The organism is Streptococcus sp. 10824 (assembly GCF_013276595.1).
Taxonomy (GTDB): Bacteria; Bacillota; Bacilli; order Lactobacillales; family Streptococcaceae; genus Streptococcus; species Streptococcus pseudopneumoniae.
This window is the reverse complement of sequence record NZ_VMLH01000068.1, coordinates 1-14755: the sequence shown is the minus strand read 5'-3', so window position 1 is coordinate 14755 and position 14755 is coordinate 1. Positions and strand designations below refer to the sequence as shown.

Here is a 14755-nt window from a genome sequence, read left to right as displayed (position 1 = left end):
CGTCAGCTTCCATCTGCAACCTCAAAACAGTGTTTTGAGCAACCTGCGACTAGCTTCCTAGTTTGCTCTTTGATTTTCATTGAGTATGAAATGAGAAGACAAAAAGATTGTCACAAACCCCTATTTTTTTGATAGAATAGAAGTAGTAAAAAAGAAATGAGTTAGACATGTCAAAAGGATTTTTAGTCTCTCTTGAGGGACCAGAGGGAGCAGGAAAGACCAGTGTTTTAGAGGCTCTGCTACCAATTTTAGAGGAAAAAGGGGTAGAGGTGCTGACGACCCGTGAACCTGGCGGAGTCTTGATTGGGGAGAAGATTCGGGAAGTAATTTTGGATCCAAGTCATACTCAGATGGATGCGAAGACAGAGTTGCTTCTCTATATTGCCAGTCGCAGACAGCACTTGGTGGAAAAAGTTCTTCCAGCCCTTGAAGCTGGCAAGCTGGTCATTATGGATCGTTTTATCGATAGTTCTGTTGCCTATCAGGGATTTGGTCGTGGCTTAGATATTGAAGCCATTGACTGGCTCAATCAGTTTGCGACAGATGGCCTCAAACCCGATTTGACACTCTATTTTGACATCGAGGTGGAAGAAGGACTGGCTCGTATTGCTGCTAATAGTGACCGCGAGGTTAATCGTTTGGATTTGGAAGGGTTGGACTTGCATAAAAAAGTTCGTCAAGGCTACCTTTCTCTTCTGGATAAAGAGGGAAATCGCATTGTCAAGATTGATGCTAGTCTCCCTTTGGAGCAAGTTGTGGAAACTACCAAGGCTGTCTTGTTTGACGGAATGGGCTTGGCCAAATGAAACAAGATCAACTAAAGGCTTGGCAACCAGATCAGTTTGACCGTTTTGTCCGTATCTTAGAACAAGACCAGCTCAATCACGCCTATCTCTTTTCAGGTTTCTTTGGAAGCTTGGAAATGGCGCAATTTTTAGCTAAGAGCCTCTTTTGTACGGATAAAGTTGGCGTCTTACCATGTGAGAAATGCCGAAGTTGCAAGCTGATTGAACAGGAAGAGTTTCCAGATGTCACCTTGATTAAGCCAGTCAATCAGGTCATCAAGACAGAACGCATTCGGGAATTGGTGGGACAGTTTTCTCAAGCAGGGATTGAAAGCCAGCAACAGGTCTTTATCATCGAGCAAGCGGATAAAATGCATCCCAACGCAGCCAATTCTCTGCTCAAGGTCATCGAAGAACCCCAGAGTGAAGTTTATATTTTCTTCTTGACTAGCGATGAGGAAAAGATGTTACCGACAATCCGAAGTCGGACTCAGATCTTCCACTTTAAAAAGCAAGAAGAAAAACTTATCTTACTCTTAGAACAAATGGGACTTGTTAAGAAAAAAGCGACTCTTTTAACTAAGTTTAGTCAATCGCGAGCTGAAGCAGAAAAGTTGGCTAATCAGGCAAGTTTTTGGACCTTGGTCTATGAAAGTGAACGCCTGCTGACTTGGTTAGTAGCTAAGAAAAAAGAAAGTTATCTACAGGTTGCCAAATTAGCCAACTTGGCAGATGATAAGGAAAAACAGGATCAGGTTTTACGGATTCTTGAAGTTCTCTGTGGGCAGGACCTCTTGCAGGTAAGAGTAAGAGTGATTCTACAAGATTTACTAGAAGCTAGAAAAATGTGGCAAGCTAATGTCAGCTTTCAAAATGCCATGGAATATCTGGTCTTGAAAGAAATATAAACTCAAAAATGAATGATAAAGAAAGGAAAGGGCTGTTTTATGGACAAAAAAGAATTATTTGACGCGCTGGATGATTTTTCCCAACAATTATTGGTAACCTTAGCCGATGTGGAAGCCATCAAGAAAAATCTCAAGAGCTTGGTAGAAGAAAATACAGCTCTTCGCTTGGAAAATAGTAAGTTGCGAGAACGCTTGGGTGAGGTGGAAGCAGACGCTCCCGTCAAGGCCAAGCATGTTCGCGAAAGTGTCCGTCGTATTTACCGTGATGGATTTCACGTATGTAATGATTTTTATGGACAACGTCGAGAGCAGGACGAAGAATGTATGTTCTGTGATGAGTTGTTATACAGGGAGTAGGCATGCAAATTCAAAAAAGTTTTAAGGGGCAGTCTCCCTATGGCAAGCTGTATCTAGTGGCAACGCCGATTGGCAATCTAGATGATATGACTTTTCGTGCTATCCAGACCTTGAAAGAAGTAGATTGGATTGCTGCTGAGGATACGCGCAATACAGGGCTTTTGCTCAAGCATTTTGACATTTCCACCAAGCAGATCAGTTTTCATGAGCACAATGCCAAGGAAAAAATTCCTGATTTGATTGGTTTCTTGAAAGCAGGGCAAAGTATTGCTCAGGTCTCTGATGCCGGTTTGCCTAGCATTTCAGACCCTGGTCATGATTTGGTTAAGGCAGCTATTGAGGAAGAAATTGCAGTTGTGACTGTTCCAGGTGCCTCTGCAGGAATTTCTGCCTTGATTGCCAGTGGTCTAGCGCCACAACCACATATCTTTTACGGCTTTTTACCGAGAAAATCAGGCCAGCAAAAGCAATTTTTCGACTCGAAAAAAGATTATCCTGAAACTCAGATTTTCTATGAATCGCCTCATCGTGTAGCAGATACGTTGGAAAATATGTTAGAAGTCTACGGTAACCGCTCGGTTGTCTTGGTCAGGGAATTGACTAAAATCTATGAAGAATACCAACGCGGTACCATTTCTGAGTTATTGGAAAGCATTGCTGAAACGCCACTTAAAGGAGAATGCCTTCTCATTGTTGAAGGTGCCAGTCAGGATGTGGAGGAAAAAGACGAGGAGGACTTGTTCTTAGAAATCCAAGCCCGTATCCAGCAAGGCATGAAGAAAAATCAAGCTATCAAGGAAGTCGCTAAGATTTACCAGTGGAATAAAAGCCAGCTCTACGCTGCCTACCATGATTGGGAAGAAAATCAAGAAAATGACTAATACTCTTCGAAAATCTCTTCAAACCGTGTCAACGTCGCCTTGTCGTAGGTGTGGTTACTGACTTCGTCAGTTCTATCCACAACCTCAAAACAGTGTTTTGAGCTGGACTTCGTCAGTTCTATCTACAACTTCAAAGCAGTGCTTTGAGCAACCTGCGGCTAGTTTGCTCTTTGATTTTCATTTAGTATAAACAGGGAAGTTTGCCTTCTTCCCTTTTTTTGTTATACTAGTAGAAGAAAAAAATAGAAAGATTTGTGGGAGTGAAAAAGTCCGGGGGACTTTTTCAGCTTGAGCCAAGAAATTCGAGAGCGAGGAAAGTCTGGGGGACTTTTTCAGCTTGAGCCAAGAAATTCGAGAGCGAAGTAAGTCCAATGGACTTTTTCAGCCTGAGCCAAGAAACTCGAAAGCTCGTAAGTCTGATTGGCTTTTTCAATGTGAATCTTAACTTCACACTCCCAAAGAGGTATTAGTGTCGTGTCTCAATCTTATATCAATGTTATCGGTGCTGGTTTGGCAGGTTCTGAAGCAGCTTACCAAATCGCAGAGCGTGGTATTCCAGTTAAACTTTATGAAATGCGTGGTGTCAAGTCGACTCCTCAGCACAAAACAGACAATTTTGCTGAGTTGGTTTGTTCCAATTCTTTGCGTGGGGATGCTTTGACAAATGCAGTTGGTCTTCTCAAGGAAGAAATGCGTCGCTTGGGTTCTGTTATCTTGGAATCTGCTGAGGCTACACGTGTTCCTGCCGGTGGAGCCCTTGCGGTGGATCGTGATGGTTTCTCTCAAATGGTGACCGAAAAAGTGGTCAACCACCCCTTGATTGAAGTGGTGCGTGATGAAATTACAGAATTGCCAACAGATGTTATTACAGTTGTGGCGACTGGTCCCTTGACTAGCGATGCCCTGGCTGAAAAGATTCATGCCCTTAATAATGGCGATGGCTTCTATTTCTACGATGCAGCAGCGCCTATTATCGATGTCAACACTATCGATATGAGTAAGGTCTATCTCAAATCTCGTTATGATAAGGGAGAAGCAGCCTATCTCAATGCTCCAATGACCAAGCAAGAGTTTATGGATTTCCATGAAGCCTTGGTCAATGCGGAAGAAGCACCGCTCAATTCTTTTGAAAAAGAAAAGTACTTTGAAGGATGTATGCCAATCGAAGTCATGGCCAAACGAGGCATTAAAACTATGCTTTATGGTCCTATGAAACCAGTCGGTCTTGAGTATCCAGACGACTACACAGGTCCTCGTGATGGAGAATTTAAAACCCCTTATGCGGTGGTTCAACTTCGTCAGGACAATGCAGCTGGTAGCCTCTATAATATCGTCGGTTTCCAAACCCACCTTAAATGGGGAGAGCAAAAGCGCGTTTTCCAAATGATTCCAGGTCTTGAAAATGCGGAGTTTGTTCGTTATGGGGTCATGCACCGCAATTCTTACATGGATTCACCAAATCTTCTGGAGCAGACCTACCGTTCTAAGAAACAACCAAATCTCTTCTTTGCTGGTCAGATGACGGGTGTGGAAGGCTATGTAGAGTCCGCAGCATCAGGCTTAGTTGCAGGTATTAACGCGGCTCGACTCTTCAAGGGTGAAAGTGAGGCTATTTTCCCAGAGACAACAGCGATTGGAAGTCTAGCTCATTACATCACCCATGCCGACAGCAAACATTTCCAACCAATGAATGTCAACTTTGGGATTATCAAGGAGTTGGAAGGCGAACGTATCCGTGATAAGAAGGCTCGTTATGAAAAAATTGCAGAGCGTGCCCTCAGCGATTTAGAGGAATTTTTGACTGTCTAATTTTTTTGAAAGAATCGCTCATGATACTATAAAAATCTTAGAAATTGTGATAAAATAGGTAGGATAAAAGAAGGAGAGTGAAAATGGCGAATCCCAAGTATAAACGTATTTTAATCAAGTTATCAGGTGAAGCCCTTGCCGGTGAACGTGGCGTAGGGATTGATATCCAAACAGTTCAAACAATCGCAAAAGAGATTCAAGAAGTTCATAGCTTAGGTATCGAAATTGCCCTTGTTATCGGTGGAGGAAATCTCTGGCGTGGAGAACCTGCAGCAGAAGCAGGTATGGACCGCGTTCAGGCAGATTACACAGGAATGCTTGGGACTGTTATGAATGCTCTTGTGATGGCCGATTCATTGCAACAAGTTGGTGTTGATACGCGTGTGCAAACAGCTATTGCAATGCAACAAGTGGCAGAGCCTTATGTCCGTGGACGTGCCCTTCGTCATCTTGAAAAAGGCCGTATCGTTATCTTTGGTGCCGGAATTGGTTCACCTTACTTCTCAACAGATACAACAGCGGCCCTTCGTGCAGCTGAAATCGAAGCGGATGCTATCCTTATGGCTAAAAATGGGGTCGATGGTGTTTACAATGCCGATCCTAAGAAGGACAAGACAGCCGTTAAGTTTGAAGAATTGACCCACCGTGACGTTATCAATAAAGGTCTTCGTATCATGGACTCAACTGCTTCAACCCTCTCAATGGATAACGACATTGACTTGGTTGTCTTCAACATGAACCAACCAGGCAACATCAAACGTGTCGTATTTGGTGAAAATATCGGAACAACAGTTTCAAATAATATCGAAGAAAAGGAATAAGAAAGATTATGGCTAACGCAATTATTGAAAAAGCTAAAGAGAGAATGACCCAGTCTCACCAATCACTTGCTCGTGAATTTGGTGGTATCCGTGCTGGTCGTGCCAACGCAAGTTTACTCGACCGTGTACATGTAGAATACTATGGAGTAGAAACTCCTCTTAACCAAATTGCTTCAATTACCATTCCAGAAGCGCGTGTTTTGTTGGTAACACCATTTGACAAGTCTTCATTGAAAGACATCGAACGTGCCTTAAACGCTTCTGATCTTGGTATCACACCAGCTAACGATGGTTCTGTAATTCGTTTGGTTATCCCTGCTCTTACAGAAGAAACTCGTCGTGACCTTGCTAAAGAAGTGAAGAAAGTCGGTGAGAATGCTAAAGTGGCTGTCCGCAATATCCGTCGCGATGCTATGGATGAAGCTAAGAAACAAGAAAAAGCAAAAGAAATCACTGAAGACGAATTGAAGACTCTTGAAAAAGACATTCAAAAAGTAACAGATGATGCTGTTAAACACATCGACGACATGACTGCCAACAAAGAGAAAGAACTCTTGGAAGTCTAAAAATAAACAGAAAAACTCAGTTGGCATTGCTGGCTGAGTTTTGTTCGAAAGAAGGAAATATGAATACAAATCTTGCAAGTTTTATCGTTGGACTCATCATCGATGAAAACGACCGTTTTTACTTTGTTCAAAAGGATGGCCAGACCTATGCTCTTACCAAGGAAGAAGGTCAACATACAGTAGGGGATACGGTTAAAGGTTTTGCCTACACGGATATGAAGCAAAAACTCCGCTTGACAACTCTAGAAGTGACTGCCACTCAGGACCAATTTGGTTGGGGACGTGTCACAGAAGTTCGTAAAGACTTGGGTGTCTTTGTGGATACAGGCCTTCCTGACAAGGAAATCGTTGTGTCACTCGATATTCTCCCTGAGCTCAAGGAACTCTGGCCTAAGAAGGGTGATCAACTCTACATCCGTCTTGAAGTGGACAAGAAAGATCGTATCTGGGGACTCTTGGCTTATCAAGAAGACTTCCAACGTCTGGCTCGACCTGCCTACAACAACATGCAGAACCAAAACTGGCCAGCCATTGTATACCGCCTCAAGCTGTCAGGAACTTTTGTTTACCTGCCAGAAAATAACATGCTTGGTTTTATCCATCCTAGCGAGCGCTATGCAGAGCCACGTTTAGGGCAAGTTTTAGATGCGCGTGTCATTGGTTTCCGCGAAGTGGACCGCACTCTGAACCTCTCCCTCAAACCACGTTCATTTGAAATGTTGGAAAATGATGCCCAGATGATTTTGACTTATTTGGAAAGCAATGGCGGTTTCATGACCTTGAATGATAAGTCATCTCCAGATGACATCAAGGCAACCTTTGGCATTTCTAAAGGTCAGTTCAAGAAAGTTTTAGGTGGTCTTATGAAGGCTGGTAAAATCAAGCAAGACCAGTTTGGGACAGAATTGATCTAGGGTGACATATGAGAAAATCATTTTACACTTGGCTCATGACCGAGCGCAATCCTAAAAGTAACAGTCCCAAAGCTATCCTAGCAGACCTAGCCTTTGAAGAATCAGCTTTTCCAAAACACACAGATGATTTTGATGAGGTGAGTCGCTTTTTGGAAGAACATGCCAGTTTCTCTTTTAACCTAGGAGACTTTGACGCTATCTGGCAAGAATACTTAGAACACTAGCATGATTCATTGGGTTTGGGCTAGTAATTTCTCCATCCCTTTGCTATAATAAAAAGAAATAAAAGGATTAGAGAGGTTCTTTATTTGAAGGAACATTCAATAGACATTCAACTGAGTCATCCAGATGACCTGTTTCATCTTTTTGGTTCCAATGAGCGCCATCTTCGTTTGATGGAAGAAGAGCTTGATGTGGTGATTCATGCTCGTACAGAGATTGTACAAGTCTTGGGGGGGGAGTCAGCTTGTGAGGAAGCTAGACAAGTTATTCAAGCCTTGATGGTTTTGGTAAATCGTGGAATGACAGTCGGCACACCAGATGTAGTGACTGCGATTAGCATGGTCAAAAACGATGAAATCGACAAATTTGTCGCCCTTTATGAAGAAGAAATTATCAAGGATAATACAGGGAAGCCTATCCGTGTCAAAACACTAGGTCAAAAACTTTATGTGGACAGTGTTAAACAGCATGATGTGACCTTTGGAATTGGGCCAGCAGGTACAGGGAAGACCTTTCTTGCAGTGACCTTGGCAGTGACAGCCCTTAAACGTGGGCAGGTCAAACGGATTATCCTAACTCGTCCAGCGGTGGAAGCAGGAGAAAGTCTAGGTTTTCTTCCGGGCGACCTTAAGGAGAAGGTAGATCCTTACCTTCGACCTGTTTATGATGCCTTGTATCAGATTCTGGGGAAAGACCAAACAACTCGACTCATGGAGCGTGAAATTATCGAGATTGCGCCCCTTGCCTATATGCGTGGACGAACCTTGGATGATGCCTTTGTCATTCTCGATGAGGCGCAAAATACGACCATCATGCAGATGAAGATGTTCTTGACGCGTTTAGGCTTTCATTCTAAGATGATTGTCAATGGAGATATCAGTCAGATTGACCTGCCACGCAATGTCAAGTCTGGTTTGATTGATGCCCAAGAAAAGCTCATGAACATCCATCAGATTGACTTTGTTCATTTTTCAGCCAAGGATGTGGTTCGCCATCCAGTTGTCGCTCAGATTATCCGAGCTTATGAATATTCTACTGAAGTTGCACACGACTGATTTTGAGGAAGTTCGCCTGCAAAAGAATATACTTTTGAGAGAGGAAAATCCAGTTGTATAGGCTAAAGGTTTTATCCAAAGGTCTGAGACAACGATTAGGCACGATGGAAAGAACTTTTATGTGGCTGATGACGATCAGTGCATCTTCCTGTGTCATAATCACAGGGCACAAGAAAGTAGGAATTTGAAAAGATGATTGACCAACTATCTAAGTATTACAGTTGTAGGATACTAACTGAAAAGGATATTCCAAGTATTTTATCTTTATATGAAAGTAATCCTCTGTATTTTCAGCATTGTCCACCAGAACCAAATTTTGCAACTGTAAAAGAGGACATGCTTTGTCTACCTGAAGGTAAAGCTAAGGCTGATAAGTTTTTTGTTGGATTTTGGAATGGATCTGACCTTGTGGCTGTTATGGATTTTGTCTATGCATATCCTGATGAGGAGACTGTTTTTATTGGTTTGTTTATGGTTGATCAAGCCTATCAGAGGAAAGGGATTGGTAGTCATATTGTGACAGAAGCACTAGCTTATTTTGCTAAGAACTTTCGAAAGGCACGTTTGGCTTATGTTAAGGGAAATCCGCAATCTCAGCATTTTTGGGAAAAGCAGGGCTTTAAATCAATTGGATGCGAGGTTAAGCAAGAACTCTATACGGTTGTTATCGCTGAACAGAGCCTAGAAGATTAGAAATGGCATCAAGTAAGAACTATTTGGAATTTGTTTTGGAACAATTATCAGGATTAGATGATGTGACTTACCGTTCCATGATGGGGGAGTATATTCTTTACTTCCGCGGCAAGATTATTGGCGGTATTTATGACGATCGCTTTTAGTTAAACCCGTGCAAGCAGTCTTAGATAAGATTGACCAATCTTCTTTTGAGTTTCCATACAAAGGTGCCAAAGAAATGATTTGAGTGGAAGAACTTGATAATAAGATGTTTCTATAAGACCTGATTTTAGCTATGTATAACCAACTGCCAACGCCCAAACCTAAAAAGAAAAAGCAAGGGTGAACGAAGTAAAAAAGAAGTCTGCTAAGGCCCTGTCTTTGCACGGGTAAAATTTTATATATAAAAAGAAGCTGGGACTAAAGAGCTCAGCTTCCTTTGGTTTATATAATTGTCATTACAAGACGAAGTGGTTGGGCGAAACTCTGTTGACTTTATTCAATTTAGAGTTTCTTATGCACAATTGAGTCTGGAACGAAAGTCTCCAGTTGCAAAGTATACAGTACAATAAACCAACGATGTAATAGCTGATGACACAAAGCACAGTGGGTAGGACTTGCGAAGTCACCCTTTTCTTTTCAAAATTTATACTAAATCATTGATATCAGTGTAGTCACGATTAAGTCCTTGAGCAACTGGTAGGCTAGTCAAGTAACCTTGATAAGTGGTCACACCTTGACGCAAGCCTTCATCTTCAGAGATTGCTTGTGCGAATCCTTTGCCAGCCAAAGCTTCGATATAAGGAAGAGTGACATTGGTTAGGGCGATGGTTGAAGTGCGAGCAACCGCACCAGGTATATTGGCAACGGCATAGTGGAGAACACCGTGTTTTTCATAGACGGGTTCATCGTGCGTTGTCACACGGTCAGATGTTTCGATAAGGCCACCTTGGTCAACAGCAACGTCAACGATGACAGAGCCTGGACGCATTTGTTTGACCATCTCATCTGTCACCAATTTTGGTGCTTTGGCACCTGGAATGAGAACTGCCCCAATCACCACATCCGCATCTCTCACACTGGCTTCGATGTTAAATGAATTGGACATGAGAGTTTGAATTTGGTGACCAAAGACCTCCTCTAAAACGGAGAGACGTTTAGCACTGATATCAAGGATTGTTACTTGAGCACCAAGACCAAGCGCAATTCGAGCAGCATGGGTTCCTACGACACCGCCACCGATGATGGTTACTTTCCCTTTAGGTACACCCGGTACACCACCTAGTAGGACGCCAGAACCTCCTGCTTGCTTAGTTAGGAAATGAGCCCCGATTTGGACTGCCATACGGCCTGCAACCTCACTCATAGGTACGAGGAGTGGTAATTGACCTTGGGAATCACGGACAGTTTCATAGGCAATCCCAGTTGTTTTTGATTCCAACATAGCATCTGCTAATTCTGGAGCAGCGGCCATGTGCAAGTAGGTGAAGAGAAGCAGGTCGTCACGTAAGTAACCATATTCAGAATCTAGTGGTTCTTTTACTTTCACTACCAACTCTGCAGCCCAAGCTTCACTAGCAGTAGCGACAATTTCAGCTCCTTGCTTTTGATAGTCAGCATCAGTAAAGCCAGAACCGAGACCAGCATTTGTTTCGATAAGGACGCGATGACCACGGCCGACTAAACTGTGGACACCAGCAGGTGTGAGGGCAACACGGTTTTCATTATTCTTAATTTCTTTTGGAATTCCGATTAACATAGAGAAAAACTCCCTTTCTATTGACGGGTTGTAAATGATTTATCACATTATCTATAAAATAAGGTGATGATTTTATTCTATATGAAACCGCTTTAAAAAGCAAGAAAAATTTGTTGTAACTTATTTTTTATGCTAGACTGGTAGAAAATATTTTTAAATGGAGGAGAAGTATGGAATCAATCTTTTTAAAACTAGCTCAGTATCCCATAGTCGAGACAGAGCGTTTGTTGCTTAGACCTGTAACTTTGAATGATGCGGAAGCAATGTTTGACTATGCCTCGGACAAGGATAATACACGTTACACTTTTTCAACCAATCAAAATGTAGAAGAAACCAAGAATAATATTGCTCAGTTCTACTTGGCTAATCCCTTGGGACGCTGGGGGATTGAATTAAAAGATAACGGCAAGTTTATCGGAACCATTGACTTGCACAAGATTGATCCTGTTCTTAAGAAGGCAGCTATTGGCTACATTATCAATAAAAAGTATTGGAATCAAGGATTGACGACAGAAGCCAATCGTGCCGTAATTGAGCTAGCTTTTGAGAAGATAGGAATGAATAAGTTAGTTGCTTTACACGATAAGGCTAATCCCGCGTCAGGAAAGGTTATGGAGAAATCAGGCATGCGTTTTTCCCACGAAGAAGCTTATGCTTGTATGGACCAGCATGAAAAAGGCCGAATCGTGACAAGAGTTCATTATGTCTTGACCAAGGAAGACTATTTTGCAAATAAATAAGCAGTTGAAAAGAAATTTTTCGACTGTTTTTTCTTCCTCTTACGAATAATCTAAGAGAGGAGAAAATATGGAAGCAATTATCGAGAAAATCAAAGAGTATAAAATCATCGTCATCTGTACTGGTCTGGGCTTGCTTGTAGGCGGATTTTTCCTGCTAAAGCCAGCTCCACAAACACCTGTAAAGGAAACGAATTTGCAGGCTGAAGTTGCAGCTGTTTCCAAGGATTTGGTATCCGAAAAGGAAGTGAACAAGGAAGAGAAGGAAGAACCCCTTGAACAAGATCTAATCACAGTAGATGTCAAAGGTGCTGTCAAATCGCCAGGGATTTATGACTTGCCTGTAGGTAGTCGAGTCAATGATGCTGTTCAGAAGGCTGGTGGCTTGACAGAGCAAGCAGACAGCAAGTCGCTCAATCTAGCTCAGAAAGTTAGTGATGAGGCTCTGGTTTACGTTCCTACTAAGGGAGAAGAAGCAGTTAGTCAACAGACTGGTTCGGGGACAGCTTCTTCAACAAGCAAGGAAAAGAAGGTCAATCTCAACAAGGCCAGTCTGGAAGAGCTTAAACAGGTTAAGGGACTGGGAGGAAAACGAGCTCAGGACATTATAGACCATCGTGAGGCAAATGGGAAATTCAAGTCGATTGATGAACTCAAGAAGGTCTCTGGCATTGGTGCTAAGACCATAGAAAAGCTAAAAGACTATGTTACAGTGGATTAAGAACATCCCCATTCCCCTAATTTACCTGAGTTTTTTGTTACTTTGGTTTTATTACGCTATTTTCTCAGCATCCTATCTTGCTTTGTTGGGCTTTGTTTTTCTGCTAGTCTGTCTCTTTTTCCAATTTCCATGGAAATCAACAGGCAAAGTTTTAGTGATTTGTGGAGTCTTTGGCTTCTGGTTTCTGTTTCAAAATTGGCAACAGAGCCAAGCGAGTCAAAATCTGGCGGATTCTGTTGAAAGGGTACGGATTTTGCCTGATACTATTAAGGTTAATGGTGATAGCTTATCCTTTCGTGGCAAGTCTGATGGACGTATTTTTCAAGTTTATTATAAAGTCCAGTCCGAGGAGGAGAAAGAAGCCTTTCAAGCCTTGACAGACCTTTATGATATAGAACTAGAAGGGAAGCTTTCGGAGCCAGAAGGGCAGAGAAATTTTGGTGGCTTTGACTATCAAGCCTATCTGAAGACTCAGGGGATTTACCAGACTCTCAATATCAAAAGAATCCAGTCGCTTCAAAAAGTCGGCAGTTGGGATATAGGTGAAAACCTGTCCAGTTTACGCCGTAAGGCTGTAGTTTGGATTAAGACGCATTTTCCAGACCCTATGCGCAATTACATGACAGGTCTCTTGTTAGGGCATCTGGACACAGATTTTGAGGAGATGAATGAGCTTTATTCCAGTCTAGGAATTATCCACCTCTTTGCCTTGTCGGGTATGCAGGTAGGCTTTTTCATGGATGGATTTAAGAAACTTCTCTTTCGATTGGGCTTGACCCAAGAAAAGTTGAAATGGCTGATTTATCCCTTTTCCCTTATCTACGCAGGGCTGACAGGATTTTCAGCCTCGGTCATTCGCAGTCTCCTGCAAAAGTTACTGGCTCAACATGGTGTTAAGGGCTTGGATAATTTTGCCTTAACGGTGCTCATTCTCTTTATTGTCATGCCCAACCTTTTCTTGACAGCAGGAGGAGTCTTGTCCTGCGCTTATGCTTTTATCCTGACCATGACCGGCAAAGAAGAGGATAGACTCAAGGCTGTTGCCAGAGAAAGTCTAGTCATTTCTTTGGGCATCTTGCCCATTCTATCCTTCTATTTTGCGGAATTTCAACCTTGGTCCATTCTTTTGACCTTTGTCTTTTCCTTTCTATTTGACTTGGTCTTCTTACCGCTCTTGTCTATCTTATTTGCCCTTTCCTTTCTCTATCCAGTTATTCAGCTGAATTTTATTTTTGAATGGTTGGAGGGAATGATTCGCTTGGTATCACAGGTGGCAAGTAGACCTCTGGTCTTTGGACAACCCAATGCATGGCTGTTGATACTACTATTAATTTCTTTGGCTTTAGTCTATGATTTGAGAAAAAACATTAAAAAGCTAACGGTATTGAGCTTATTGATTACAGGTCTCTTTTTCCTGATCAAGCATCCACTGGAAAATGAAATTACCATGCTGGATGTGGGGCAAGGCGAAAGTATTTTCCTAAAGGATGTAACTGGTAAGACCATTCTCATAGATGTCGGTGGTAAGGCAGAATCTGATAAGAAAATTGAAAAATGGCAAGAAAAGACGACGACCAGTAATGCTCAGCGAACCTTAATTCCCTATCTAAAAAGTCGAGGAGTAGCCAAGATTGACCAGATGATTTTGACAAATACGGACAAGGAACATGTTGGAGATTTGTTGGAGGTGACCAAGGCTTTCCATGTAGGCGAAATTTTAGTGTCCAAAGGCAGTCTAAAACAGAAGGAATTTGTGGCAGAACTACAGGCGACTCAAACCAAGGTGCGTAGTGTGTCAGTGGGAGAGAACTTACCCATTTTTGGAAGTCAGCTAGAAGTCCTATCTCCAAGGAAAATTGGAGATGGAGGTCATGAAGATTCACTGGTTCTGTATGGGAAATTCTTGGATAAGCACTTTTTCTTTACTGGAAATTTGGGGGAGAAAGGAGAGAAGGACATGCTGAAGCAATATCCTGACCTAGAGGTGGATGTTTTGAAAGCTAGCCAACATGGCTCTAAAAAATCATCAAGTTCAGCCTTTCTAGAACAGCTCAAACCAGAGATCACTCTCATCTCAGTTGGAAAGAACAATCGAACGAAACTCCCCCATCAGGAAACTTTGACCCGACTGGAAGGTATCAATAGCAAAGTTTACCGAACTGACCAACAAGGAGCTATACGGTTTAAAGGTTGGAAAAGTTGGGAAATAGAAAGTGTTCGATAGGAAAGATAAATATTATTATTAGATTTCCTGCGAAACAAAATATGGTATAATAGTTCTATGAATTATGAAGCAAGTAAACAACTAACTGATGCACAATTTAATCGTCTTGTTGGTGTTCAGCGCACGACTTTTGAAGAGATGTTAGCTGTATTAAAAATTAAACACGCAAAAGATGGATAAAAACCTAAATTAAGCCTAGAAGACCTTCTTATGGCCACTCTTCAATATGTGCGAGAATACCGCACTTATGAACAAATTGTGGCTGATTTTGGTATCCACGAAAGCAACTTAACCCATCGGAATCAATGGGTTGAAGTAACT

The 14755-nt window shown here is 42.1% G+C and carries 15 protein-coding genes and 2 pseudogenes; 16 read left to right on the top strand and 1 reads right to left on the bottom strand.

The window, feature by feature from the left end; genetic code table 11:
- Positions 1–167 precede the first annotated feature (167 nt).
- From tmk to HT701_RS06490, 12 genes and pseudogenes are all read left to right on the top strand, one after another.
- Positions 168–806, top strand: a complete 639-nt coding sequence (tmk, locus tag HT701_RS06550) for a dTMP kinase (protein WP_000033362.1) — start codon at positions 168–170, stop codon at positions 804–806.
- Complete coding sequence (locus HT701_RS06545) at positions 803–1693, top strand: DNA polymerase III subunit delta' (protein WP_119920008.1); 891 nt, start codon at positions 803–805, stop codon at positions 1691–1693. Before tmk ends, HT701_RS06545 begins: the two co-directional genes overlap by 4 nt.
- Before the next feature lie 39 nt (positions 1694–1732).
- Positions 1733–2050: a DNA replication initiation control protein YabA gene (gene yabA / locus HT701_RS06540; RefSeq protein ID WP_000358228.1), complete on the top strand. Its 318-nt coding sequence runs from the start codon at positions 1733–1735 to the stop codon at positions 2048–2050.
- Between the two features lie 2 nt (positions 2051–2052).
- Positions 2053–2931 (top strand): 16S rRNA (cytidine(1402)-2'-O)-methyltransferase, encoded by an 879-nt coding sequence (gene rsmI / locus HT701_RS06535; protein WP_001166876.1) that lies wholly within the window; start codon positions 2053–2055, stop codon positions 2929–2931.
- Between the two features lie 474 nt (positions 2932–3405).
- On the top strand, positions 3406–4740 hold the full coding sequence (gene trmFO, locus HT701_RS06530; protein WP_000083733.1) for a methylenetetrahydrofolate--tRNA-(uracil(54)-C(5))-methyltransferase (FADH(2)-oxidizing) TrmFO: 1335 nt from the start codon (positions 3406–3408) through the stop codon (positions 4738–4740).
- 83 nt (positions 4741–4823) lie between these two features.
- Entirely contained in the window at positions 4824–5561 is a 738-nt protein-coding gene (gene pyrH / locus HT701_RS06525; protein ID WP_000002996.1) for a UMP kinase, read from the top strand.
- Between the two features lie 8 nt (positions 5562–5569).
- On the top strand, positions 5570–6127 hold the full coding sequence (gene frr / locus HT701_RS06520; RefSeq protein ID WP_001262225.1) for a ribosome recycling factor: 558 nt from the start codon (positions 5570–5572) through the stop codon (positions 6125–6127).
- A gap of 59 nt (positions 6128–6186) precedes the next feature.
- Entirely contained in the window at positions 6187–7041 is an 855-nt protein-coding gene (cvfB, locus tag HT701_RS06515) for an RNA-binding virulence regulatory protein CvfB (protein WP_001095471.1), read from the top strand.
- Positions 7042–7049: 8 nt separating this feature from the next.
- On the top strand, positions 7050–7265 hold the full coding sequence (locus HT701_RS06510) for a YozE family protein (protein ID WP_001232084.1): 216 nt from the start codon (positions 7050–7052) through the stop codon (positions 7263–7265).
- A gap of 84 nt (positions 7266–7349) precedes the next feature.
- Complete coding sequence (locus HT701_RS06505; protein ID WP_119919570.1) at positions 7350–8318, top strand: PhoH family protein; 969 nt, start codon at positions 7350–7352, stop codon at positions 8316–8318.
- A 192-nt stretch (positions 8319–8510) separates the two neighbouring features.
- A complete protein-coding gene (locus tag HT701_RS06495) occupies positions 8511–9011 on the top strand; it encodes a GNAT family N-acetyltransferase (RefSeq protein ID WP_000566988.1) in 501 nt (166 codons plus the stop codon).
- A gap of 2 nt (positions 9012–9013) precedes the next feature.
- A pseudogene (locus tag HT701_RS06490) lies at positions 9014–9339 on the top strand (TfoX/Sxy family protein).
- A 300-nt stretch (positions 9340–9639) separates the two neighbouring features.
- On the opposite strand, the gene ald reads toward HT701_RS06490, so the two are convergent.
- Positions 9640–10752 carry an alanine dehydrogenase gene (gene ald / locus HT701_RS06485; RefSeq protein ID WP_119919569.1) on the bottom strand — a complete coding sequence of 371 codons (1113 nt, stop codon included), beginning with the start codon at positions 10750–10752 and terminating at the stop codon, positions 9640–9642.
- 170 nt (positions 10753–10922) lie between these two features.
- Here ald and HT701_RS06480 point away from each other — a divergent pair, with 170 nt between their 5' ends.
- The 4 genes and pseudogenes from HT701_RS06480 to HT701_RS06465 all read left to right on the top strand — a co-directional run.
- Positions 10923–11492 (top strand): GNAT family N-acetyltransferase, encoded by a 570-nt coding sequence (locus tag HT701_RS06480; protein ID WP_000443735.1) that lies wholly within the window; start codon positions 10923–10925, stop codon positions 11490–11492.
- Positions 11493–11559: 67 nt separating this feature from the next.
- Complete coding sequence (locus tag HT701_RS06475; RefSeq protein ID WP_000387332.1) at positions 11560–12210, top strand: helix-hairpin-helix domain-containing protein; 651 nt, start codon at positions 11560–11562, stop codon at positions 12208–12210.
- Positions 12194–14434: a DNA internalization-related competence protein ComEC/Rec2 gene (locus HT701_RS06470; RefSeq protein WP_119919568.1), complete on the top strand. Its 2241-nt coding sequence runs from the start codon at positions 12194–12196 to the stop codon at positions 14432–14434. The genes HT701_RS06475 and HT701_RS06470 overlap by 17 nt, the downstream gene beginning before the upstream one ends.
- Positions 14435–14491: 57 nt before the next feature.
- Positions 14492–14755: pseudogene (locus HT701_RS06465) on the top strand (transposase family protein); the annotation flags it as partial.

Coding starts and splice junctions, on each gene's coding strand:
- rsmI (WP_001166876.1), top strand. CDS start 2,053: ATGCAAATTCAAAAAAGTTTTAAGGGGCAGTCTCCCTATGGCAAGCTG.
- yabA (WP_000358228.1), top strand. CDS start 1,733: ATGGACAAAAAAGAATTATTTGACGCGCTGGATGATTTTTCCCAACAA.
- HT701_RS06480 (WP_000443735.1), top strand. CDS start 10,923: ATGGAATCAATCTTTTTAAAACTAGCTCAGTATCCCATAGTCGAGACA.
- frr (WP_001262225.1), top strand. CDS start 5,570: ATGGCTAACGCAATTATTGAAAAAGCTAAAGAGAGAATGACCCAGTCT.
- HT701_RS06495 (WP_000566988.1), top strand. CDS start 8,511: ATGATTGACCAACTATCTAAGTATTACAGTTGTAGGATACTAACTGAA.
- cvfB (WP_001095471.1), top strand. CDS start 6,187: ATGAATACAAATCTTGCAAGTTTTATCGTTGGACTCATCATCGATGAA.
- ald (WP_119919569.1), bottom strand. CDS start 10,752: ATGTTAATCGGAATTCCAAAAGAAATTAAGAATAATGAAAACCGTGTT.
- HT701_RS06510 (WP_001232084.1), top strand. CDS start 7,050: ATGAGAAAATCATTTTACACTTGGCTCATGACCGAGCGCAATCCTAAA.
- HT701_RS06470 (WP_119919568.1), top strand. CDS start 12,194: ATGTTACAGTGGATTAAGAACATCCCCATTCCCCTAATTTACCTGAGT.
- HT701_RS06475 (WP_000387332.1), top strand. CDS start 11,560: ATGGAAGCAATTATCGAGAAAATCAAAGAGTATAAAATCATCGTCATC.
- tmk (WP_000033362.1), top strand. CDS start 168: ATGTCAAAAGGATTTTTAGTCTCTCTTGAGGGACCAGAGGGAGCAGGA.
- HT701_RS06545 (WP_119920008.1), top strand. CDS start 803: ATGAAACAAGATCAACTAAAGGCTTGGCAACCAGATCAGTTTGACCGT.
- pyrH (WP_000002996.1), top strand. CDS start 4,824: ATGGCGAATCCCAAGTATAAACGTATTTTAATCAAGTTATCAGGTGAA.